The organism is Janthinobacterium woesei, from assembly GCF_051380875.1.
Taxonomy (GTDB): Bacteria; Pseudomonadota; Gammaproteobacteria; order Burkholderiales; family Burkholderiaceae_D; genus Janthinobacterium.
Genome location: NZ_JBNYXW010000010.1, coordinates 154,557 through 176,103, shown reverse-complemented (window position 1 = coordinate 176,103; position 21,547 = coordinate 154,557). Strand labels below are relative to the sequence as shown.

Genomic DNA, 21,547 nt, shown 5'->3' with positions numbered 1-21,547 from the left:
AGGAACTTTCAAGCGCTCGCTACGGTCTAACTGTAGTGAGCGCTGATTCGGCGCCAACGCTCGTTGGCGTCTGAATTTGCCCGGCATGGTGTCGGCGCGCCTTTTTTCCCCATGAAGTATGTCAATCGCGGTAGCGGCTGTTATTCGCACGCCTGTCTGTTTGCGCCTGCTGCAAGCGCTGCTGGGTCTGTGCGCCGTATTGGCCGCCTGGCCCTTGTGCGGCGCCTGGAGCAGTGCGCCTGCGCCCGATGTGCTGGTGGGTGGCTATGCGCTGGGCAGCGTCGCTGCGCTGCTGAGTGCGGCTGGTGGCGTTTTTTTATTGTTTTTACTGCGCTGGCGCAGAAAGCCGCAAGCGCTTGATATTTCGCCGGTCGGCCAATTGCGGCTGGCGGTATATCTGGAGCATGGTGCGGTGCCAGGTACCGGCGCTGGCGGGCTGCCGGCGCAAGCCGGGCCGCTGTCAGCGGTATTACCGGTATCGCCAGTGCCGCCGGTACCGCCATTGCCGGCGCTACCGCCCCTGCTGCGCTTGCTGCCGGGTTCCACCCTGTGGCCGTCGCTGCTGGTGCTGTGCCTGGTTGATGGCGCGGGGCGGCGCACTGCCGTGCTGGTGCAGCGCGGGCGCAGCTGCGCAGCGTTCCGCCAACTGGCCGTGGCCTGCCGGGCCATCGCGGCGCGAGGAAAGGAAGAATAAAAGTGGGGTGAACACTGAACTTCTTGCAGCGGGCCAACTCTATATTCATACAGGCGCCCACGCTGCATGCCAACAGGGACATTGGCCGTGAGGACAGAGCGCGAGTATGACCAGTTACTGGTCGAGCGGGTGCAGGCCGGCGACAAGCGGGCATTTGACGTGCTGGTATCGAAATACCAGCGCCGCCTGATGCGTCTTGTATCGCGCCTGGTGCATGACCCTGCGGAGGCTGAAGATGTGGTGCAAGAAACCTTTATCAAAGCGTACCGTGCGCTACGCCATTTTCGCGGCGATGCCGCCTTCTATACCTGGCTGTATCGCATCGGCATCAATACGGCCAAGAATTATCTCGTCACCCAGGGGCGGCGGGCCGCCACGTCCAGCGATGCGGACGCCGACCAGGCGGAATCCTTCGATGACGGCAACAAGTTGCGCGATAATAATACGCCTGAATCGGTGCTGGCCAGCAAGCAGATTGCGGCGACCGTCAATGCCGCCATGGATGTGCTGCCCATCGAGTTGCGCACGGCCATCGTGCTGCGCGAGATCGAGGGGCTGAGCTACGAAGAAATAGCGCAGATCATGGCTTGTCCCATCGGCACCGTGCGCAGCCGCATTTTCCGCGCACGCGAAGTGATCGCGGAGAAATTGAAGCCTTTACTGGACATGCCGATTGACAAGCGCTGGTAATGTAATGAATATGGGATTGGCATGGCTGCGTCCGGTTTCCATGCCGATCCTCTCGACATGCAGGGCCTATCATGGACACGCACACACGATTGCACAAGACGATTTCCGCGCTGGCCGATGGCGAGCTGGCGACCAGTGAACTCGAACTGGCGTTTGCCGCCCTCGACACGGACGAGGGCCGCCAGGCTTGGGAAGCGTATGGCCGCATCGGCGATGCCTTGCGCTCGGACCTGTGCGGCCATGAGCTGAGCGCGCATTTTGACGCGCAGCTGGCCAGCCGCCTGGCCAATGAGCCGGCGCCTGGCCGCGACGGCGGGATTGCACCCGTATCCGGCGCGCTCGTGCCGCCGGGCATGCCTGAGCCGCTGGAGATGGGGCCCCTGGCGCAGCGCTAGTGAACGTTTCCCTGCCGGACGCGCCTTGCGCGCGTTTCGCGCACCTTACGCGAGGCTTAATGCCCGTCTTCGCGCTTGACATTGCCCATCAGCACGCTTGACACTAGGAACAGGCAATATCTTGCTTTTGCGATATATTGTTGCATGGTTTGCCATGCGTGCTGTCAGGTGTGTTTGACCCTGGGATTTTCGGGATGGCGGTGAATCATGCACGCAGGCAATCGCCTGATCCGTTTTAATATTCGAAAAGATCCTTTCCATGAAAAAATCGATGTGTGCCGCCAGCAAGACGTTTTCGGTGAAGACGCTTTCCGCCTTGTGCTTCGGTACGGCTGGCGTCTTCTTCGCCCCGGCCATGCTGGGCCTGGCGCCGCAAGCGGTCGCTGCCGTACCGGCCGTGAAGCTGCCTGACTTTTCGGACCTGGTCGACGCCGTCGGCCCCGCCGTCGTGAATATCCGCACCACCGAGCGCCTGAAAATGGGCGGCGCGGCCGGCGGCCAGGACGAGCAGGAGATGCAGGAATTCTTGCGCCGCTTCTTTGGCGGTGCCGTGCCGGCGCCGCGTCAGCAGGCGCCACGCAGCCGCCGCGCCGTGCCGCAGGAGCAGGAAGTGCAGCGCGGGGTCGGTTCCGGCTTCATCATCTCCGCCGACGGTTACGTGCTGAGCAATGCGCACGTGGTCGATGGCGCCGATGAAGTGTACGTGACCCTGACGGACAAGCGTGAATTCAAGGCCAAGGTGATCGGCTTTGACGCCGCCACCGACGTGGCGCTGCTGAAAATCGAAGGCGGTAACCTGCCGCGCTTGAGCATCGGCGACTCGAACAAGATCCGCGTGGGCGAGTGGGTGATCGCCATCGGTTCGCCCTTCAACCTGGAAAATACCGTCACGGCCGGCATCATTTCGGCCAAGGCGCGCGACACGGGCGACTACCTGCCGCTGATCCAGAGCGACGTCGCTGTCAATCCCGGTAACTCGGGCGGCCCGCTGATCAATATGCGCGGCGAGGTGATCGGCATCAATTCGCAGATCGCTACCTTGTCCGGCGGCTACAACGGCATTTCGTTTGCCGTGCCCATCGACGACGCCATGCGCGTGGGCGAGCAACTGAAGAAAACGGGCAAGGTGGTGCGCGGGCGTATCGGCGTGCAGATCGGCGCTGTCAGCAAGGAAGTGGCCGAATCGCTGGGCTTGCCGAATGCGAACGGCGCGCAAGTGTCGATGGTCGAGCCGGGTGGCGCGGCCGACAAGGCGGGCATCAAGCCGGGCGACATCATCCTGAAATTCAACGCTGCAGCCATCGAGCGCTGGTCCGACCTGCCGCGCCTGGTCGGCGGCACCACTGTCAATGGCAAGTCCAACATCACCATCTGGCGCAATGGCGCGCAGCAAACCTTGCCCATCACGGTGAGCGAGCTGGAAGGCGACAAGGTGGTCAAGAAGGCGGAAGTGCAAGCCGTCAACGTGCTGGGCCTGAAGGTCAGCGACGTGCCAGCGGCCAGGAAGCAAGAGCTGAAGATCGATGGCGGTGTGCAGGTGGACGACGCGGACGGCGTGGCGGCCCTGGCCGGCCTGCAGTCTGGCGACGTGATCTTGCAACTGAACAACGTTGCGGTGAAGGATGCCAAGCAATTCAATGCGCTGGTGGCCAAGCTCGATCCGAAGAAGCCGGCAGCCGTGCTGGTGCGCCGTGGCGAGGCGGCGCAGTTCGTCTCGCTGCGCCCATCGGCCAAATAATTCTTTTAAACCCGCATCCCAATTGAAGGCTGGGGTCGACCCTCAGGGGCCGACCCCAGTCGTTGCTGTTGGGGTTATTCAAATTCTCATGCACTTCACCCTCTATTCCCGCAGTTATTGCCATTTATGCCAGGACATGCTGGATGCCTTGCTCCTGCTGCAGCCCCCTGGAAAGCCGTTCACGGTCGCGGTGATCGACATCGACGAGTCACTTGACGCCAGCTTGCTGGTGCGCTTCGACGAGCTGGTGCCGGTGCTGTTTGGTGATCTGGCGCAGCCGCAGCTGTGCCACTATTTTCTCGATGAGGCGGCCGTGCGCCGCTACCTGGCGTAGCACCAATAGCAAGATTGACACTGCATTGCACCATTTTGGTGCTGAAAACAGGCAAATTGTGGCCTTGCCCCGGCGCGTGTCTCTGAAAGACGGGCTTTCTACTCTGAAATCCGGTAAAATGGGAAGGTCGAAAAAGCTACTGTCCGAGGCAGCAGCTTCTGTCGCTTCAAAAGCGCTCGCCTGGGCATGCAGATGTCCTGCTCGGAGCGCTTTTTTCATCATGAGTGGGGTGCCCGGTTTTGGCCCGGTCTGGCCCGAGCATGATCCCCATGATTCCTGTTAAAGCAGTGTCGTCACTTCGCACATATATTAGTTAATGAACAACATACGCAACTTCTCCATCATCGCCCATATTGACCACGGTAAATCGACCCTGGCTGACCGCATCATTCAATTGTGCGGCGGCTTGTCCGACCGCGAGATGGAGGCGCAGGTGCTCGATTCGATGGATCTGGAGCGCGAACGCGGCATTACCATCAAGGCGCAAACGGCGGCCCTGCACTACAAGGCACGCAATGGCCAGATCTACAACCTGAACCTGATCGATACGCCGGGCCACGTCGACTTCAGCTATGAAGTGTCGCGCTCGTTGTCGGCCTGCGAAGGCGCGCTGCTGGTCGTTGACGCATCGCAAGGCGTGGAAGCGCAAACCGTGGCCAATTGCTATACGGCGCTGGAGCTGGGTGTGGAAGTGGTGCCCGTGCTCAACAAGATCGACTTGCCGAACGCCGATCCTCCGAACGCCATTGCCGAAATCGAAGACGTGATCGGCATCGATGCGTCCGACGCCGTGCATTGCTCGGCGAAGACCGGCTTCGGCGTGCTGGACGTGCTCGAGCAGCTGATCGTCAAGGTGCCGCCCCCGAAGGGCGACCCCGATGCGCCGCTGCAGGCGCTGATCGTCGACTCCTGGTATGACGCCTATGTGGGCGTGGTCATGCTGGTGCGCGTGGTCAACGGTACCCTGAAACCAAAAGACAAGATCCTCCTGATGGCCACCGATTCGGTGCAGCTGGTGGAAGACATCGGCGTGTTTTCGCCCCGTTCGCAATCGCTGCCGCAATTGTCGGCTGGGCAGGTGGGCTTCATCATTGCCGGTATCAAGGAATTGAAGGCGGCCAAGGTGGGCGATACCGTCACCCTGGCCAGCCGTCCTGCTGCCGCGCCATTGCCAGGCTTCAAGGAAGTGCAGCCGCAAGTGTTTGCCGGCCTGTTCCCGGTCGAGGCGAACCAGTACGATGCGCTGCGCGACTCGCTGGAAAAGCTGAAACTGAATGACGCCGCCCTGATGTACGAGCCGGAAGTGTCGCAGGCGCTGGGCTTCGGCTTCCGCTGCGGCTTCCTGGGCCTGCTGCACATGGAAATCGTGCAAGAGCGCCTGGAGCGCGAATTTGACATGGACCTGATCACGACGGCGCCAACCGTGGTGTACGAAGTGATCCAGCGCGATGGCACCATGATCAGCGTCGACAATCCGTCGAAGATGCCCGATCCGTCGCGCATCGAGGAAGTGCGCGAGCCTATCGTCACGGTCAATCTGTACATGCCGCAGGAATATGTCGGCTCCGTGATCACCCTGTGTATCGGCAAGCGCGGCATCCAGATGGACATGAGCTACCACGGCCGCCAAGTCAAGCTGGTGTATGAAATGCCGATGGCCGAGATCGTGCTGGACTTCTTCGATCGCCTGAAATCGACGTCGCGCGGCTATGCCTCGATGGATTACGAGTTCAAGGAATACCGCGCGGCCGACGTGGTCAAGGTCGACATGCTGATCAACAGCGAAAAAGTCGATGCGCTGGCCATTATCGTCCACCGTTCGAACAGCCAGTACCGTGGCCGCCAGGTGGCCGCCAAGATGCGCGAGCTGATCCCGCGCCAGATGTTCGACGTGGCGATTCAGGCGACCATCGGCGCCAACATCATTTCTCGCGAGAACGTCAAGGCCTTGCGCAAGAACGTGCTGGCGAAGTGCTATGGCGGCGACATTAGCCGCAAGAAGAAATTGTTGGAAAAACAAAAAGCGGGTAAGAAACGCATGAAGCAAGTGGGTTCCGTGGAAATCCCGCAAGAAGCATTCCTGGCAATTTTACAAGTGGATGGTTGATACATGAACCTGCAAGTGATCTTAGGAAATTTCGCTTTAATCCTGTTCGTACTGATGGTATTGACGGGCCTGGTCTGGTGCCTGGACGTGTTTTACCTGTCCAAGCAGCGCCGCCTTGCGGCCGACCGCGCCCTGGCGCAGTTCGATGCGCGCCAGTCCAAGCTGGCCGCTGAGGGCATCAAGTCCGATGCGGGCGGCAGCCGTGCCGCCATCGAGGCAGCGTTGTTGCGCCAGCCGACCTGGGTCGAGTATTCGGGCAGCTTTTTCCCTGTCATCGCGCTGGTATTCTGCTTGCGCTCGTTCTTGTACGAGCCATTCAAGATCCCGTCGAGCTCGATGGTGCCGACCTTGCTGGTGGGCGACTTGATCCTGGTGAACAAGTTCACCTATGGCATCCGTTTGCCGATCATCAACAAGCGCATCATCGAAGTGAATGACCCGCAGCGCGGCGACGTGATGGTGTTCAAGTACCCGAAAGATATGTCGCAAGACTATATCAAGCGCGTGATCGGCGTGCCTGGTGATAAAATTACCTATGAAAACAAGCGCTTGACGGTCAATGGCAAGGAAGTGCAGTACACGCCGCTGGACGACTACCTGGACGACGAAAGCACCGTTTACCACAAGCAACTGGAAGAAAACCTGACTGGCGTGAGCCACCGCATCCTCAACGATGCGCCGGCGCCGACCCTGAACTTGCGCGAAGTCAAGGATTTCCCGCACAAGGATGGCTGCGACTACAACGAAGACGGTTTCACGTGTGTAGTGCCACCAGGTAACTATTTCATGATGGGCGATAACCGCGACAATAGTGCGGACAGCCGCTACTGGGGCTTCGTGCCGAACGAGAACATCGTCGGCAAGGCATTCCTGGTGTGGATGAACTTCAGCAATCCGAAACGCGTGGGCGGCATACACTAGGCCGGCCTGGTCTGTAAAGACCACCCATGGCTGCCGCGCCGATCCTTCGCGCGGCGGCCAGCCGAATTACTCAGATGACACAGAAACAACAATGAATCTTCAGTTATTGCAAACCCGTCTAGGCTATACGTTCCAGGATGCTGGCCTGTTGCAGCAAGCCTTGACGCATCGTAGCCACAGCAGTTTGCATAATGAGCGGCTGGAATTCCTCGGCGACTCGATCCTCAACTGCGTAGTCGCCTCCATCCTGTACGAACGCTTCAGGAGCATCGACGAGGGCGATTTGTCGCGCCTGCGCGCCAATCTGGTGAAACAGCAGTCGCTGTATGAAATCGCGCAAAAGCTGGAATTGTCGCAATTTTTGCGCTTGGGCGAAGGCGAACTGAAATCGGGCGGTTTCCGCCGCCCGTCCATCCTCGCCGATACGCTGGAAGCCTTGCTGGGCGCCATCTTCCTTGACACGGGCTTCGACGCTGCCAGCACGGTGATCCGCGCCTTTTACATTCCCATCCTCGACTCGGTCGATCCGCAAACGCTGGGCAAGGATGCCAAGACCTTGCTGCAGGAGTTTTTGCAAAGCAAGAAAATTTCGCTGCCACAATATAACGTGGTGGCCACCCACGGCGCCGCCCACAGCCAGGAATTCGAGATCGAATGCCTGGTGCCAAAATTGAATATCCAGGTTTACGGCCGTGGCGGAAGCCGCCGCGCCGGTGAGCAAGCCGCCGCCAAACTGGCGCTGGACGTGGCCGAGCAGGCACTACTGAAGTCGCCTGCCGCCAGCCGCAAGCCCAAACCGCGCGCCGCCCAGCTCAAGCTGGCCGGTATTGCCACCATCCAGAGCGACGACGCGGTTGCCCCTGCGGCCCCGGCGATCGCCGCTCACACTACACAGAATCGACACTAGCATGACAGCCACCAAAATGCCCGACAACTTCCGCTGCGGCTATATCGCCATCGTGGGCCGCCCCAACGTGGGCAAATCGACCCTGATGAACGTGCTGATCGGCGCGAAGGTCAGCATCACTTCGCGCAAGGCGCAAACCACGCGCCACCGCATCACGGGCATCCAGACGGTGCCGGACGCGCAATTCATCTACGTCGACACGCCTGGCTTCCAGACGCGCCATTCGAACGCGCTGAACAAGACGCTCAACAAGACTGTCACGAACACCCTGATTTCCTCGGACGTCATCCTGTACGTGATCGAGGCGGGCACGTTTGGCCCGGCCGACCAGCAAGTAATGGATCTGCTGCCGAAGGAAGTGCCATGCATCCTGGTCATCAACAAATCCGACCGCATCAAGGATAAAGCCGTCTTGTTGCCGTTCGCGCAAAAGATTGCCGCCATGCGCGACTTTGCCGCCATCGTGCCCGTCTCGGCCAAGCTGCACTTCCAGCTGGAAGGCTTGCAGAATGAAATCAAGCGTTTCATGCCGGAAAACCAGCCCATCTTTGGACCGGACGACATCACCGACCGCAGCGAAAAATTCCTTGCCTCGGAAATCGTGCGCGAAAAACTCTTCCGCTTCGTCGGCGACGAACTGCCATACACGAGTACCGTGCTGATCGAGAAATTCGAGCAGGAAGGCGATTTGCGCCGCGTGTTTGCCGCCATCCTGGTCGAGCGCGATATGCATAAGTCCATGGTTATCGGCAACAAGGGCGCGCGCCTGAAAGATATCTCGACGCAGTCCCGCCTGGACATGGAAAAACTCTTCGGTGGCCCCGTGTACCTGGAAATCTGGGTCAAGGTCAAATCGGGCTGGGCCGATAACGAGGCGGGCTTGCGCGCCTACGGCTACGAGTAATCCGCAACCCGGGGGCGACGCCACACGCATGAGCACCAGCACGCCAGCGCATCCCGGGATCGCGCCAGCCCCTCCTGCCGCACCTGTCCCTGCGCCGGTGGCCCTTGCGCCGCCGGCAGCAACTTGCGCATCTTCCAGTCCGGCCGCGCCCCGGCGCAGCCGTCCGCCTGGGCGCGACGGCAAGATCACGGGCCAGCCAGCCTTCGTGCTGCACAGCTATCCGCATAAAGAAACCAGCCTCATCGTCGACGTGTTTACGCGCGAATATGGCCGCATTGCGCTCGTCGCCAAGGGCGCCAAGCGGCCCCATTCGCAGTTGCGCGGCGTGCTGCAGACGTTTCAACCGCTGCAAGCGGGCTGGACGGGTAAATCCGAGCTACGCATCCTGACGGGCGCCGAATGGGTGGGCGGCATGTTGCCGCTGGAAAAGACCGCCTTGCTGTGCGGCTTTTACCTGAATGAATTGCTGGTGAAATTGCTGGCGCGCGACGACCCGCACCCCGTCTTGTTCGACCACTACGTTGCCACTTTGAATCAACTGGCGCACAATGAGCCGCCGCCCATCGTGCTGCGCAAGTTCGAGCGCGCCCTGCTCAAGGAAACGGGCGTGGCGGCCGACCTGACCCGCTGCACGGGCACGCGCCAGGCCGTCGATGCGGGGCAGGTGTACGTGGTCGACCCGGAGCGGGGGCCGCGTCCGGCGCGCGCCAGCGATGCCTGGCCCAGGATCACGGGCAAGACCCTGCTCGACATGGAGCGCGAAGATTATCTTGACGTGGCCACGCAGGCGCAAAGCAAGCTGCTGATGCGCTTCCTGCTGGCCCATCAACTGGGGGGGGGCACCTTGAACACGCGCCAGATACTGATCGATTTAATGCAGCTGTAGTGGTGCTTTGCGGCACTACGGCACACTATGGATACCACCTATGAGCTTCTTGCAGCCTTCCGGCCCTGTCATCGACCTGGGCGTCAATATCGACCATGTCGCCACCTTGCGCAATGCGCGCGGCACGCCATACCCTGATCCGATCCGTGCAGCCCTGCTGGCCGAACAGGCGGGCGCCGACGCCATCACCCTGCATTTGCGCGAAGACCGCCGCCACATCAAGGATGCGGACGTGATCGCCATCGCGCCGCAATTGCTTACGCGCATGAATCTGGAAGCGGCCGTGACCCAGGAAATGCTGGACTTCGCCTGCCGCATCCGCCCGGCAGATGTTTGCCTGGTGCCGGAAAAGCGCACGGAAGTGACCACCGAAGGCGGCCTCGACGTGGTGCGTTATTTCAAGGAAGTGCAGGCTGCCGTCCAGCAACTGCAGGGCGAGGGCATCCGCGTGAGCCTGTTCATCGATGCTGACGAGCAACAGATCGCCGCCGCAGCCGAACTCGGTGCGCCCGTCATCGAGCTGCACACGGGCCGCTATGCCGATACGGCAGGCGCCGAGCAACTGGCCGAGCTGGAGCGCATCAAGGCGGGCGTGCTGTTTGGCGTGGGCCGCGGCTTGAAGGTCAACGCGGGCCACGGCTTGCATTACAGTAACGTGCAGGCGATTGCCGCCATTGCCGATATTAGCGAACTGAACATTGGCCACGCCATCGTCGCCCATGCCGTGTTTGTCGGCTGGGAAAACGCCGTGCGCGAAATGAAGGCCATCATGGTGGCCACGCGCCTGGGCAGCAAAGCATAAACACGCGGACAAGGGAGGCCACCATGATCTATGGCATCGGTACCGATATTTGCAAGATTCCCCGCATCGAGGCGGCGCTGGCCCGCCACGGCGAGCGTTTCGCAAAAAAGATACTGGGGCCGCAGGAACTGGAGAAATTCCGTGCCCGCAGCGCGAAAAATGCCGTGCGCGGCGTGCGCTTCCTGGCCACGCGCTTCGCGGCAAAAGAGGCGTTTTCCAAGGCCATCGGGCTGGGCCTGCGCATGCCGATGACCTGGCCCGCCGCGCAGATGCTGAACCACCCCAGCGGCAAGCCGATGATCGTCTGCAGCGGCGTGCTGGCGGACTTCATGCAACAGCACCGCCTGAGCGCGCAAGTGACCATCAGCGATGAAGAGGAGTACGCGGTCGCATTTGTGATCGTGGAGCAAGCAGCGCAACAATGAGCCAGCAATGACCGAAGCAAGCCCAGAACCGACCCTAGAACCGACCTTGGCCGAGACGCCACCCGATCCCCGTGCGCAAGTGCTGGCCACCGTGGCCAAACTGCCCAATTTGCCCGGCGTGTACCGTTATTTCGATGCCAGCGACAAAGTGTTGTATGTTGGCAAGGCGCGCGACCTGAAAAAACGTGTCTCCAGTTATTTCCAGAAGAACCTGGCCAGCCCGCGCATCGCCATGATGGTCGAGCGCATCGCGCGCCTGGAAACGACGGTCACGCACAGCGAAGCGGAAGCGCTGATCCTGGAAAACAACTTGATCAAGGCGTTGCAGCCGCGCTACAACATCCTGTTTCGCGACGACAAGTCCTACCCCTACCTGAAGATCACGGGTGGCGATGCGCCGCGCATGGTGTATTACCGGGGTGCGGTGGACAAGAAAAACCAGTATTTCGGGCCGTTTCCCAGTTCCTGGGCCGTCAAGGAATCGATGCAGATCCTGCAAAAGGTGTTTTTGATCCGCACCTGCGAGGATAGCGTGTATGCGAACCGCACGCGGCCATGCCTGCTGCATCAGATCGGCCGCTGCAGCGCGCCCTGCGTGGACCTGATCGGCAAGGAAGACTATAAAAACGACGTGGAAAACGCGGCGCGCTTCTTGCGCGGGCGCCAGAGCGAAGTGATGGCCGACCTGGAAAAGAAGATGCATGCCTTTGCTGCCGAGCTGAAATTCGAGCAGGCGGTGGTGGTGCGCAACCAGATCAATTCGCTGTCGCGCGTGCTGCACCAGCAGAGCATGGAAACGACGGGCGACGCCGATGTCGACATTCTCGCCGTGCTGGTGCAGGGCGGGCGCGCCTGCGTCAACCTGGCCATGGTACGCGGCGGGCGCCACCTGGGCGACCGTGCCTACTTCCCCAGCCAGCTGAGCGACGCGGCGGCTATTGCGGAAGCGCCCCTCGAAGTAGAAGTGCTCGCCGCCTTCCTGGCCCAGCACTACACGGAAAAATTCATCCCCGGCACCCTGATCCTGAATATCGAATTCGATCAGCCGGCCCTGATGGTGGCCCTGATGGAACAGTGCGGCCACCGTATCAACCTGATCTTCCAGCCGCAGGGGCAGCGCCGCCAGTGGCTTGAGCTGGCGCAAAAGGGTGCCGGGATTTCGCTGGCCCGCCTGCTGTCGGAGCAAGGCTCGCAGCAGTCGCGCACGCGCGCGCTGGCCGAAGCGCTGCGCCTGGAAACGGAAGATATCGACAGCTTGCGCGCGGAGTGTTTCGATATCAGCCACACGCAGGGCGAAGCGACGCAAGCGTCGTGCGTGGTATTCCACCACCACGCCATGCAGAACGGCGAATACCGGCGTTATAACATCAACGATATTACGCCCGGCGACGATTACGCCGCCATGCGCCAGGTACTGATGCGCCGCTACGAAAAAGTCGCCAACGGTGATGGCGTCATGCCCGACGTGGTCCTGATCGACGGCGGCAAGGGGCAGATCGAAATGGCGCGCCAGGTATTTGCCGAACTGGGACTCGATATCAGCCTGATTGTGGGCGTAGCCAAGGGGGAAGGGCGCAAAGTGGGCCTGGAAACCTTGCTCTTCGTCGATGGCCGGCCGGCGCAGGAACTGGGCAAGGAATCTGCGGCCTTGATGCTGATCGCGCAGATCCGCGACGAGGCGCACCGCTTTGCCATTACCGGCATGCGCGCCAAGCGCGCCAAGACGCGCCAGACTTCGCGCCTGGAAGAAATTGAAGGGATAGGCGCCAAGCGCCGCCAGAAGCTGCTGTCGCGCTTTGGCGGCTTGCGCGGCGTGGTCGATGCCAGCGTGGAAGATCTGATGTCGGTGGAAGGTATTTCCACGCAACTGGCAGAAGAGATTTACAGGCAGTTGCACTGATGCAGGTATAGCCTGGTCCGGCGCTGTCGCAAGCGGACTAGGCTAATACTGTCGGGCCATGTAGACTAGTGGCGCTTTCTTCACGCTTTCTTCATGTTCAATTTACCCGTCGGCCGATTGCTTCCTTATGCCTTTTAATATTCCCATCCTTTTGACCTGGCTGCGCGTGGCCCTGATTCCGCTCGTCGTCGGCGTGTTTTATCTGCCGCCATCGATGCTGCTGCATGGCGACCAGAACCTGGTCGCCACCCTGGTGTTCATTGTTGCCGCCGTCACCGACTGGTTCGATGGTTTCCTCGCGCGGCGCTGGAACCAGACCTCGGCCTTCGGCGCCTTCCTCGACCCCGTGGCCGACAAGCTGATGGTGGCGGGCGCCTTGCTGGTGCTGGTGCAGCTGGACCGCGTCAACGCCGTGCTGGCCTTCATCATCATCGGCCGCGAAATCACCATTTCCGCGCTGCGCGAATGGATGGCGCAGATCGGCGCGTCGAAATCGGTGGCCGTCAGTTCGATCGGCAAGATCAAGACGGCCGCGCAAATGACGGCCATTCCCTTGCTGCTGTACCACGAAGTGATCTTCGGCGCGATCGACACCCATGTGTGGGGCGAGCGCCTGCTGTGGATCGCCTGCGTGCTGACGGTGTGGTCGATGTTCTATTATTTGCGCCTGGCATGGCCTTTGATCAAGGAAAAGGCCGGTAATTTGAATTAGTTGCACAGCGATTAGGCAGTCAGCAGTTTTATGCGGAATATTTTGCAAAACACCAGATATTGCCCGTTGACAGCCTCTGTAATTCCTTTACAATGCTGGCCTGTTGTTGATGACGCGGGAGTAGCTCAGTTGGTAGAGCGCAACCTTGCCAAGGTTGAGGTCGAGAGTTCGAGCCTCTTCTCCCGCTCCAGTTTTCTGGATCGTGTCATAGGTAAAAACAGCGAAGGTAGTAAAAAGTAGTACTGGCGATGTGATAGAGCTTCTGATACAATGTTGTCCACTGCGGGAGTAGCTCAGTTGGTAGAGCGCAACCTTGCCAAGGTTGAGGTCGAGAGTTCGAGCCTCTTCTCCCGCTCCAGTGTATGCTAGATCAGTAGTGCTCGATGGTAGTAATGGCGTAGTAAACAGAAGTAGAATGATGTTGCAAAGCGGGAGTAGCTCAGTTGGTAGAGCGCAACCTTGCCAAGGTTGAGGTCGAGAGTTCGAGCCTCTTCTCCCGCTCCAGTAAAAGCTCGAAGTAGTAAAGTAAGTGGCGTAGTAACAGTAAATGAAAGCTCCATGCGGGAGTAGCTCAGTTGGTAGAGCGCAACCTTGCCAAGGTTGAGGTCGAGAGTTCGAGCCTCTTCTCCCGCTCCAGAATTCTAAGGGGAAGCTAAGCTGGCTTCCTTTTTTTATCCGCTGCAATGTGGTTTTGTATTTGGCGCGCAGTGTGATTATGTAGTGACTAGCTCCATGCGGGAGTAGCTCAGTTGGTAGAGCGCAACCTTGCCAAGGTTGAGGTCGAGAGTTCGAGCCTCTTCTCCCGCTCCAGTTTTCAAGGTGTGCCGCAAGGCCACCCAAGCAGTTCCTCTGGCGAGGTAGCAAAGAGGTTATGCAGCGGCCTGCAAAGCCGTTTAGACGGGTTCGATTCCCGTCCTCGCCTCCAGATGAAAAAAAATAGCCCACTTTCGAGTGGGCTATTTTTTTGCCTGTGTTTTTGCCAGCCGTGCATCTGGCTTAGTGCGACCACATACTACATCCCACAGGCATCGTCGCCGCCAAGTGACGATGCCAACGGCCACATGCGCAGATGTTTACTCGCTCAGCAGCTCGCTGAGGCTGGAACGCACGACCTCGGCCGCTGCGGTAAGCAGGGGATTGTTCGGCTGTTGCAGGGGAAGCACCATGCTCAGCGTTGTTTCCAGGACGGGATCGGTGATTTTTTGCCAGCAAAGCGGGGGTAGCCGCGAGCCGCGTTCCACCAGACGGGGCATGATGGAGTATCCCAAGCCCTGTGCGACCAGTTCCATGGTCGAGTAGGATGCGTCGACCTGCAGCGTGACATTGACGCCCAGTCCCAGGCGTGCAGCAGCCGACTCGACAGCAACCCGGACCGAGTGATTTCCGTGCGGCAAAATGAGTGGCAGCGCAGCGACAGCGGCCAGGGAAACGGCAGTGTCATCCGTGCCTACCGTCTCTGCGCCGATCAGGTAAAGCGGTTCCGAGACGATCGGCGTGATCTTGATATTGGGCGAGGCGGCCGGGTTATAGATGAGTGCAAGATCGAGCTGGCCCAGCAAGACTGCGTCGTAGAGTACGCCGGACAGGCCTTCTACGACGCTGATGGATGCGCGCGGAAACAGTTGTATCAGTTTCGGCAGCAACGTCGGTATGCAGGCGCGTCCAATGCTGGGCGCCATGCCGATGACCAGTTGGCCGGAAAATGCCGCTTCCGAATCGCGAACGGCTGCCGTTGCCGAATCCATCAGGTGCAGCATGGCACGCGCATATTCCAGAAATTTCTTGCCCGCTTCAGTCAGCAGCACGCCGCGGCCATGGCGATAGAACAGGCTGGCGCGCAGTTCCACTTCCAGTGAGCGCACTTGCCTGCTCAATGTCGATTGCCCGATGTTGAGCAAGTCCGCAGCCTTGATATAACTGCCGGTTTCGGCGATGCGCACGAAGTGGCGTATCTGTGTAATTTCCATGTGGCTCAGCAGTCTCGGTTAGGTATCAGTAAAGCGCCGTTGACTACCGGCGCTGGCTGGCGCGGCAGTTCAGCTTAGCTGTGTTTCACGGCGTGCGGCGACGGCCTGTTCGAGCCCGGTGGCCGCATGCTGCAAGCGCTGCAGCCATAGCCGTATCTGTGTCATGTGTACGGCGCGTGGCAATGCACTGAGCCTGAGCACCAGCACCACTTGCCCGGATGCATCGCGCACCGGCACCGACAGATGCAATACATCATAAGCTACATCTTCCAGCAGATCTGCCGGTTCATGCAGATTGGAGCGTTCCTTGGCCGCTGCGAGCAGGCGGCGCTCCTGAGCCGGCGTCCTGTGCGCATTCGTGTATAGCTCGACCATTTCGTCGAGGTTTTCTGCATCTTGCGGACCCTGCAGCGCGATCGACCATCCCCGGCTGCGCACGCGTTCGAGCTGCGCCACGGAACGCGCTGTCATTTCCTCATCCGCACGCCCCAGTCGCTGCAGCCATTGCGTGTCCGCAGGCGCGCCGGGATGGCCGACAAAAAGGGGACCCAGCGGTGGCGCACAGGGTACCCTGAAGCCCAGGCGGCTGCGCAGGCGCCAGTGCGGCGAGCGATTTTCCAATGCCACGTAGACGACATCGCCGCCTACCGCCGCAATGATGCTGCATTCGGCGTTAAATTCGCTGGCGAGAGCCGTCATGGAATCGCGCCCCAATTCAGCCAGCCGGACCGCTTCGATGGTGTCGCGTTCGGCAGCAGCAATCAGCGGCCCAGGCGAAAAGCGCCCGTAGCCACGCTGGAAGAACAGCAGCGGCGCCGTATCGCGTTCAAGCTGCATGCCCAGCACGCCACCGAGCACGATGTAGTGGTCACCCACTTCCGTCACACTCGCATAGTTGCAGTCTATCCAGCCCACGACGCCGTCGAGCACCGGGTTGCCCTCAGGGCTAAGGTGCCAGGCCAGGCCGGCAAACTTGTCTTCAACGGGGGAGGCGATATGCTGGCACACCGCTTCCTGGTCGGCCGCCAGGATATTGACGCAGAAGGTGCTCGCGCCGCGCATGCGGGCAAACGTGCGCGAGCTCTTCATCGGCAGGTAGGCGATCAGCGGCGGCTCGAGCGAAACCGAGGTAAACGAGCCGATCACCATGCCGACTGGCATGCCGTTTTCATCCATGCAACTGACGATGGCCACGCCGGTAGGGTAACTGCCGAGCACCTCGCGAAAGCGGGTGCCATCGATTTTGCTTGCTGGGGTAGGAACTTGCATCATTTGCTCACTGTCTCTTGTGGTTGGTTTTATTGTGCCGCCATACTTGCTTGCCATGCAGCCAGCGGGGCGATTTGTTTTTAATTATATCGTTCTAGAATATAAATTCAACAAAATAAAAATATATCGTGCATCCGCCACGGTAACGCCCAACTTCCCGTGCTCCCATGCGCGCTACGCCACGTTTTCACTACCCATGCAATTTCTGCATATTAGCCTTGGGGCTTATCGACTTGTATCGCCACGGCGCAGCGCTAACAATGCTCTACGTTGACAAGCGAGAACTGCTGGTCAGGGAACCGGGAGACAAAAGAGAATCATGGATAGATTAAAAGACAAAGTAGCCATCGTGTTTGGTGCAGGACCGAACATCGGCGGCACCACGGCACACTTTCTGGCCCGCGAAGGCGCCAGGGTCTGCGTGACCGATGTGCGCGAAGACGCTGCCAGCGGCACGGCGCAATTCATCCGCGAACGCGGCTGGGAAGCGGTGAGCATGGTTGGCGATGCACGCAATGATGCGGACGTCCAGCGCATTGTCGCGGCCACCGTGGAAAAGTACGGGCGACTCGATATCGTGGTCAATATGGCCGGCCGCGTGCACTGGGCCGACGTGCTTGACATGCAGCTCGATGACTGGCAAGACTCGGTCGCCAGCTTCGCCACGGCAGGCATGCTGACCACCCAGCACAGCGCACGTGCCATGCTCGCCTGCGGTTCCCAGGGCAGCATCATCCACCTGCTGTCGACGGCCGCCCATTTCGGCGAGGCAGATGGCGCCGCCTACTGCGCAGCCAAGGCCGCGCTGCTCAATTTTGCCCGCTCTGCCGCCATGGACCTGGCGCATCACGGCATCCGCGTCAATACCGTCACACCTTGCTCGATGGAGCACCAGCTGTGGACGACGATGCGCGACGAAATGTTCGACCCCGACTGGAAACAGCCCGAGCGCCGGGGCTTCTACTCGCGCCAGGAGTATCTGGACCAGCTGCCTTTGCGCCGCTTCCCGCGCGCAGCCGACCTGGCCATGGCCACCGTGTTCCTCGCTTCCGATGAATCGGCGTGCATGACCGGTGCCGACCTGCCAGTCGACGCGGGCCTGCGCTTCAAGTACCCCACCTGGACGCCGGGCAAGCATGACCCTGTCGATATCGGCGATTACGCGCGTGCCACCAGAGTGACGCGCTATGGCGAAGAGCAGGAACTGCTGACCGAGCTGCTGGGCGAGCCCATCGAGCGTCCTTAACCCTAATATGACGGAGACACACATGATTACCATCCAGGACCAGCGGCGCGAAGAACGCGCTGCGCAGTTCAAGCAACTGACCGAGTCGAGCCGCTGCAAACCGATGGGCCGTTTGTTGCGCAAATTCTGGCAACCAGTGGCTTTGGGCGAAAGCGTGGAAGTGGGCGGCGCCATCGCGCTCCTGATCATGGGCGAAGAACTGACTTTGTATCGCGGCGACAGCGGTGCGCTGCACCTCGTTGGCGGGCGCTGCGCCCATCGTCGCACCTTGCTGCACACGGGTTGGGTGGTCGGCGAAGAGATCCGCTGCATCTACCACGGCTGGCAATTTGACGGCAAGGGTGCCTGCGTCAAGCGTCCTGCAGAAGCCAACAACGGCATGCCGCGCACCCAGATTCCCGCCTATCCGGTAAAAGAATACATGGGACTGGTGTTTGCCTACATGGGCGAAGGCGAGGCGCCGGAATTCGACCTGCCGCGCAAGCTGCTGCTTGAACGCGACGGCACGCTGGTCGCCAACGGGCGCGAACGCTGGGACAATAACTGGTTCCAGCAAGTGGAAAATTCGCTCGATGCCGTCCACGTGAGCTTCGTGCACATGGCGTTGACGGTTGGCCCGTTCGGCAAGGCAGTCACCGACGCGATCCCGGACCTGTCGTATGAAGAAACGACGGCAGGCATCCGCCAGATTGCACAGCGCTCGGCGACCAACGTGCGCGTCAGCGACTGGACTTTCCCGAATAATAACCACGTCACGGTGCCCGGCCTGACGCCCGATGATCCGTGGATTGATGTGTTTGTGTGGATGATACCGAATGATGAGAAAAATACGACGCGCTTCATGATCTACGGTCAGCAGCCCGGCGCCAGCGAGGCCTCGCGCACGCGCTTCAAGGAGTATTTCGCCAAGTATGGCAAATACGATCCGGCCGAGCATCACGACGAATTGTTCGCTTCACGCGTATGGAATAACCCGGAAGACGCCTTTGTGGGCCTGACGGCTGCCCAGGATTATTTGTCGATTCGCGGCCAGGCGCAGATCACCAGCCGCGAAGACGAAATTCTGGGTCGCTCGGACCTGGGCATCGTCACTCTGCGCAAGCTGTTCTGGCGCGAACTGGAACTGCAGGAAGCTGGCCAGGCGACGAAGTCGTGGCAGTCGCTCGATGGTGCGCTGCATTTGCCGGAGCAGCCGGGCCAGGAAGCGCTCGCCTGAGTTCTGCCCGTTGCGCGGGGCGGTCGGCTGCTGTTGGCCGCACTGTCCCATCACTCTTACGCCACCTCACCACGCCACCCTATCCCTATGCTCGATTTGATCCCTTATGACTCGCTCCCGGAGGAGCTGCTGCAGTTTCGCTCCTCCATCCGCCGCTTCGTCGAACGCGAATTGATCCCGCTCGAACACGCCATCGGCGCGAATGGCATGCTTCCGCCCGAACAGGCGGCCACCCTGCGCGAACGTGCGCGCAAAGCGGGCTTCTGGCTCATGGACGTGCCGGAGGAATTCGGCGGCCAGGGCCTGCCTCTGCTGGCACTGGCAGTTTTCTGGGAGGAAGTCGGGCGTAGCACGGTCGCTTCCTGGGTACGCGACCATGGCCTGTTCGGACCGATGGTCGGGCCAATCTTGCTGGGCTTGAACGAAGCTCAGCGCAAGCAATACCTGACCCCCGTGCTGGAAGGCACAAAGCGTTCGTGCTTCGCGCAGACCGAGCCCGATGCCGGCTCCGATCCGTCGGCCATGCGCATGCGCGCCGTGCGTACCGAAGACGGTTACCGCATCACTGGCATCAAACGCTACATCACGCGCGCTGCGGTGGCTGACTTTGCCATCGTCATGGCCGTGACCGACCCGGAAAAAGGCGCGCGCGGCGGCATTTCCTGCTTCCTCATCGACATGGATGCGCCAGGCGTCAAGCTTGCCAGTTCGGAAAAGATGATGATGGGCGACGCGCCGTGCGAGATCAGCTACGACGATGTCCTGGTGCCGTTCGAGAATCTGGTGGGCGAAGAAGGGCGCGGTTTTGCGCTGGCCCAGGGCTATATCAATTACGGGCGCATCCGCCAGGGCGCGCATGCCTGCGGCGCCGCCGAGCGCTGTCTGGCGCTGACGGCCGCCTACGCCCACCAGCGCACGACCTTTGGCGAAGTGCTGGCTGAACGCCAGGGCGTGCAATGGATGATCGCCGACGCCTTCACCGAACTGTATTGCACGCGCCTCTTGGTGTACGACGCGGCGCGCAAGACCGATGCCGGCGAAGCGGCGCGCATGGAAACGTTCATGATCAAGACCTTTGGCGTGGAGGCGGGCTTCCGCATCATCGACACCTGCATGCAGCTGCACGGCGGCATGGGCTTGTCGGAAGACACGCCGATCGAGCGTTTCTGGCGCGACCTGCGCAGTTATCGCATCACGGAAGGCCCCACCGAAGTGCTGCGCACCACGCTGGCGCGGCAAATTCTCAAACATTACAGCTAATGGCGAAGGAGCAAAGCATGAACAATGCCCTCGAAGGCATACTGGTCATCGAACTTGGTACCGTCCTGACCGCTCCCCTGGCAGGCATGATGCTGGCCGACCTGGGCGCGCGCGTCATCAAGGTCGAGCACCCGGCGGGCGGCGATCCGTTCCGGCGTCACGCAGGCAAGCTGTATAGCCCGCATTTTTCCTCGTACAACCGCAACAAGGAGAGCATACAGCTGGACTTGCAAAGCGAGGCAGGCAAGGCCGATTTGCTACTCTTGCTGGCCAAGGCCGACGTGCTGCTGGAAAACTACCGGCCTGGCGTGATGGCGCGTCTCGGTTTGACGCCAGCATCGCTCAAGGAAGTCAATCCGCGCCTGGTCTGGTGCTCGATCACCGGCTTCGGCACGGAAGGCCCCTACCGTGACCGTCCCTGCTATGACGCCGTTGCGCTCGGCTTGAGCGGCCTGGCGGGCCTGATGCTGGACGCCGACGAGCCGGCCATGACAGGCCCCACCATTTCCGATAACGTGACCGGCATGTATGCAGCCTACGGCATGCTGGGTGCGCTGATGCAGCGCGAACGCACGGGCGAGGGCGCCCGCGTCGAGATCAATATGCTGGAAGCGTCGATCGCTTTTTCACCCGAAGGTTTTGCGCAGTACACGCGTCTCGGCGTGGCGCCGACGCCGCGCACGCGGGTGGCCATTTCGCAATCGTATGCCTTCCCCTGCGCCGACCACTGCCTGCTCACGGTGCATTTGTCGTCGGTTGAAAAATTCTGGCTGGCCTTTGTCGCCGTGCTGGAGCGGCCTGAGTTGCTGACGGACGAGCGCTTCCTGACGCCCGAACTGCGCACGCGCAATTACGCGCTGCTCAATGCGGAGGCGGCAAACACTTTCCGTTCCCGCGAGCGAGCACAATGGTGCGAGCGTCTGGCGCAGCATGATGTGCCCTTCGCCCCGGTGTACACCATCGCCGAGGTCATGGACGACCCGCAAGTCAGGCAGGCGCAGACTTTCTACGAGATTGAGCATCCTGAACACGGCAAGATGACCGCCGTTCACCGCCCGGTAAAGATCGATGGCCAGCGCGGACCGTGCACGCGCGCGGCGCCCGTATTGGGTGAGCACAGCGCGTCGATCCGCGAGCAATTCAAGCTGAGCTGACACAGACCTGCCGCGCACAC

At 60.7% G+C, this 21,547-nt stretch carries 20 protein-coding genes and 6 tRNA genes; 24 read left to right on the top strand and 2 right to left on the bottom strand.

What is annotated here, in order from left to right:
• Window positions 1-118: 118 nt before the first annotated feature.
• From ACQ4W6_RS13655 to ACQ4W6_RS13560, 20 genes are all read left to right on the top strand, one after another.
• Window positions 119-694, top strand: coding sequence for a hypothetical protein (locus tag ACQ4W6_RS13655; protein ID WP_436567714.1), 576 nt, complete (start codon window positions 119-121; stop codon window positions 692-694).
• Window positions 695-760: 66 nt separating this feature from the next.
• On the top strand, window positions 761-1,384 hold the full coding sequence (gene rpoE / locus ACQ4W6_RS13650; protein ID WP_436567713.1) for an RNA polymerase sigma factor RpoE: 624 nt from the start codon (window positions 761-763) through the stop codon (window positions 1,382-1,384).
• 71 nt (window positions 1,385-1,455) lie between these two features.
• Window positions 1,456-1,779, top strand: coding sequence for an RseA family anti-sigma factor (locus ACQ4W6_RS13645; RefSeq protein ID WP_436567712.1), 324 nt, complete (start codon window positions 1,456-1,458; stop codon window positions 1,777-1,779).
• 259 nt (window positions 1,780-2,038) lie between these two features.
• The gene (locus tag ACQ4W6_RS13640; RefSeq protein WP_436567711.1) at window positions 2,039-3,517 is read left to right on the top strand and encodes a Do family serine endopeptidase; all 1,479 of its coding nucleotides are present in this window, start codon (window positions 2,039-2,041) and stop codon (window positions 3,515-3,517) included.
• Window positions 3,518-3,605: 88 nt separating this feature from the next.
• Complete coding sequence (locus ACQ4W6_RS13635) at window positions 3,606-3,851, top strand: glutaredoxin family protein (RefSeq protein WP_436567710.1); 246 nt, start codon at window positions 3,606-3,608, stop codon at window positions 3,849-3,851.
• A 316-nt stretch (window positions 3,852-4,167) separates the two neighbouring features.
• A complete protein-coding gene (gene lepA / locus ACQ4W6_RS13630) occupies window positions 4,168-5,958 on the top strand; it encodes a translation elongation factor 4 (RefSeq protein ID WP_436567709.1) in 1,791 nt (596 codons plus the stop codon).
• Window positions 5,959-5,961: 3 nt separating this feature from the next.
• On the top strand, window positions 5,962-6,879 hold the full coding sequence (lepB, locus tag ACQ4W6_RS13625) for a signal peptidase I (protein WP_436567708.1): 918 nt from the start codon (window positions 5,962-5,964) through the stop codon (window positions 6,877-6,879).
• Window positions 6,880-6,970: 91 nt separating this feature from the next.
• Window positions 6,971-7,786, top strand: coding sequence for a ribonuclease III (gene rnc / locus ACQ4W6_RS13620; protein ID WP_436567707.1), 816 nt, complete (start codon window positions 6,971-6,973; stop codon window positions 7,784-7,786).
• A 1-nt stretch (window position 7,787) separates the two neighbouring features.
• Window positions 7,788-8,690 carry a GTPase Era gene (era, locus tag ACQ4W6_RS13615; RefSeq protein WP_436567706.1) on the top strand — a complete coding sequence of 301 codons (903 nt, stop codon included), beginning with the start codon at window positions 7,788-7,790 and terminating at the stop codon, window positions 8,688-8,690.
• 28 nt (window positions 8,691-8,718) lie between these two features.
• On the top strand, window positions 8,719-9,576 hold the full coding sequence (gene recO, locus ACQ4W6_RS13610; protein WP_436567705.1) for a DNA repair protein RecO: 858 nt from the start codon (window positions 8,719-8,721) through the stop codon (window positions 9,574-9,576).
• 40 nt (window positions 9,577-9,616) lie between these two features.
• Window positions 9,617-10,378: a pyridoxine 5'-phosphate synthase gene (pdxJ, locus tag ACQ4W6_RS13605; protein WP_436567704.1), complete on the top strand. Its 762-nt coding sequence runs from the start codon at window positions 9,617-9,619 to the stop codon at window positions 10,376-10,378.
• Between the two features lie 23 nt (window positions 10,379-10,401).
• The gene (gene acpS, locus ACQ4W6_RS13600; protein ID WP_436567703.1) at window positions 10,402-10,803 is read left to right on the top strand and encodes a holo-ACP synthase; all 402 of its coding nucleotides are present in this window, start codon (window positions 10,402-10,404) and stop codon (window positions 10,801-10,803) included.
• A gap of 7 nt (window positions 10,804-10,810) precedes the next feature.
• On the top strand, window positions 10,811-12,703 hold the full coding sequence (gene uvrC, locus ACQ4W6_RS13595) for an excinuclease ABC subunit UvrC (protein WP_436567702.1): 1,893 nt from the start codon (window positions 10,811-10,813) through the stop codon (window positions 12,701-12,703).
• Between the two features lie 127 nt (window positions 12,704-12,830).
• Window positions 12,831-13,415 (top strand): CDP-diacylglycerol--glycerol-3-phosphate 3-phosphatidyltransferase, encoded by a 585-nt coding sequence (gene pgsA, locus ACQ4W6_RS13590; RefSeq protein WP_436567701.1) that lies wholly within the window; start codon window positions 12,831-12,833, stop codon window positions 13,413-13,415.
• Window positions 13,416-13,529: 114 nt separating this feature from the next.
• Window positions 13,530-13,605: transfer RNA gene (locus tag ACQ4W6_RS13585), tRNA-Gly, on the top strand.
• Between the two features lie 92 nt (window positions 13,606-13,697).
• Window positions 13,698-13,773 (top strand) — tRNA-Gly (locus tag ACQ4W6_RS13580).
• 70 nt (window positions 13,774-13,843) lie between these two features.
• Window positions 13,844-13,919, top strand: a tRNA-Gly gene (locus ACQ4W6_RS13575).
• A gap of 56 nt (window positions 13,920-13,975) precedes the next feature.
• A tRNA-Gly gene (locus ACQ4W6_RS13570) sits at window positions 13,976-14,051 on the top strand.
• Window positions 14,052-14,149: 98 nt separating this feature from the next.
• Window positions 14,150-14,225: transfer RNA gene (locus ACQ4W6_RS13565), tRNA-Gly, on the top strand.
• Between the two features lie 41 nt (window positions 14,226-14,266).
• Window positions 14,267-14,340, top strand: a tRNA-Cys gene (locus ACQ4W6_RS13560).
• A gap of 148 nt (window positions 14,341-14,488) precedes the next feature.
• Here the strand turns inward: ACQ4W6_RS13560 and ACQ4W6_RS13555 are convergent.
• Window positions 14,489-15,382, bottom strand: coding sequence for a LysR family transcriptional regulator (locus ACQ4W6_RS13555; RefSeq protein ID WP_436567700.1), 894 nt, complete (start codon window positions 15,380-15,382; stop codon window positions 14,489-14,491).
• A gap of 69 nt (window positions 15,383-15,451) precedes the next feature.
• Window positions 15,452-16,654: a flavin reductase gene (locus tag ACQ4W6_RS13550; RefSeq protein ID WP_436567699.1), complete on the bottom strand. Its 1,203-nt coding sequence runs from the start codon at window positions 16,652-16,654 to the stop codon at window positions 15,452-15,454.
• Window positions 16,655-16,970: 316 nt separating this feature from the next.
• Between ACQ4W6_RS13550 and ACQ4W6_RS13545 the strand changes: the two genes are divergently transcribed.
• The 4 genes from ACQ4W6_RS13545 (at window position 16,971) to ACQ4W6_RS13530 (ending at window position 21,527) form a co-directional block, all read left to right on the top strand.
• Window positions 16,971-17,897 carry an SDR family NAD(P)-dependent oxidoreductase gene (locus tag ACQ4W6_RS13545; protein ID WP_436567698.1) on the top strand — a complete coding sequence of 309 codons (927 nt, stop codon included), beginning with the start codon at window positions 16,971-16,973 and terminating at the stop codon, window positions 17,895-17,897.
• A 22-nt stretch (window positions 17,898-17,919) separates the two neighbouring features.
• A complete protein-coding gene (locus ACQ4W6_RS13540; protein ID WP_436567697.1) occupies window positions 17,920-19,113 on the top strand; it encodes a Rieske 2Fe-2S domain-containing protein in 1,194 nt (397 codons plus the stop codon).
• 87 nt (window positions 19,114-19,200) lie between these two features.
• Entirely contained in the window at window positions 19,201-20,373 is a 1,173-nt protein-coding gene (locus ACQ4W6_RS13535) for an acyl-CoA dehydrogenase family protein (protein WP_436567696.1), read from the top strand.
• Window positions 20,374-20,390: 17 nt separating this feature from the next.
• A complete protein-coding gene (locus ACQ4W6_RS13530; RefSeq protein WP_436567695.1) occupies window positions 20,391-21,527 on the top strand; it encodes a CaiB/BaiF CoA transferase family protein in 1,137 nt (378 codons plus the stop codon).
• The last annotated feature ends 20 nt before the right edge of the window (window positions 21,528-21,547 follow it).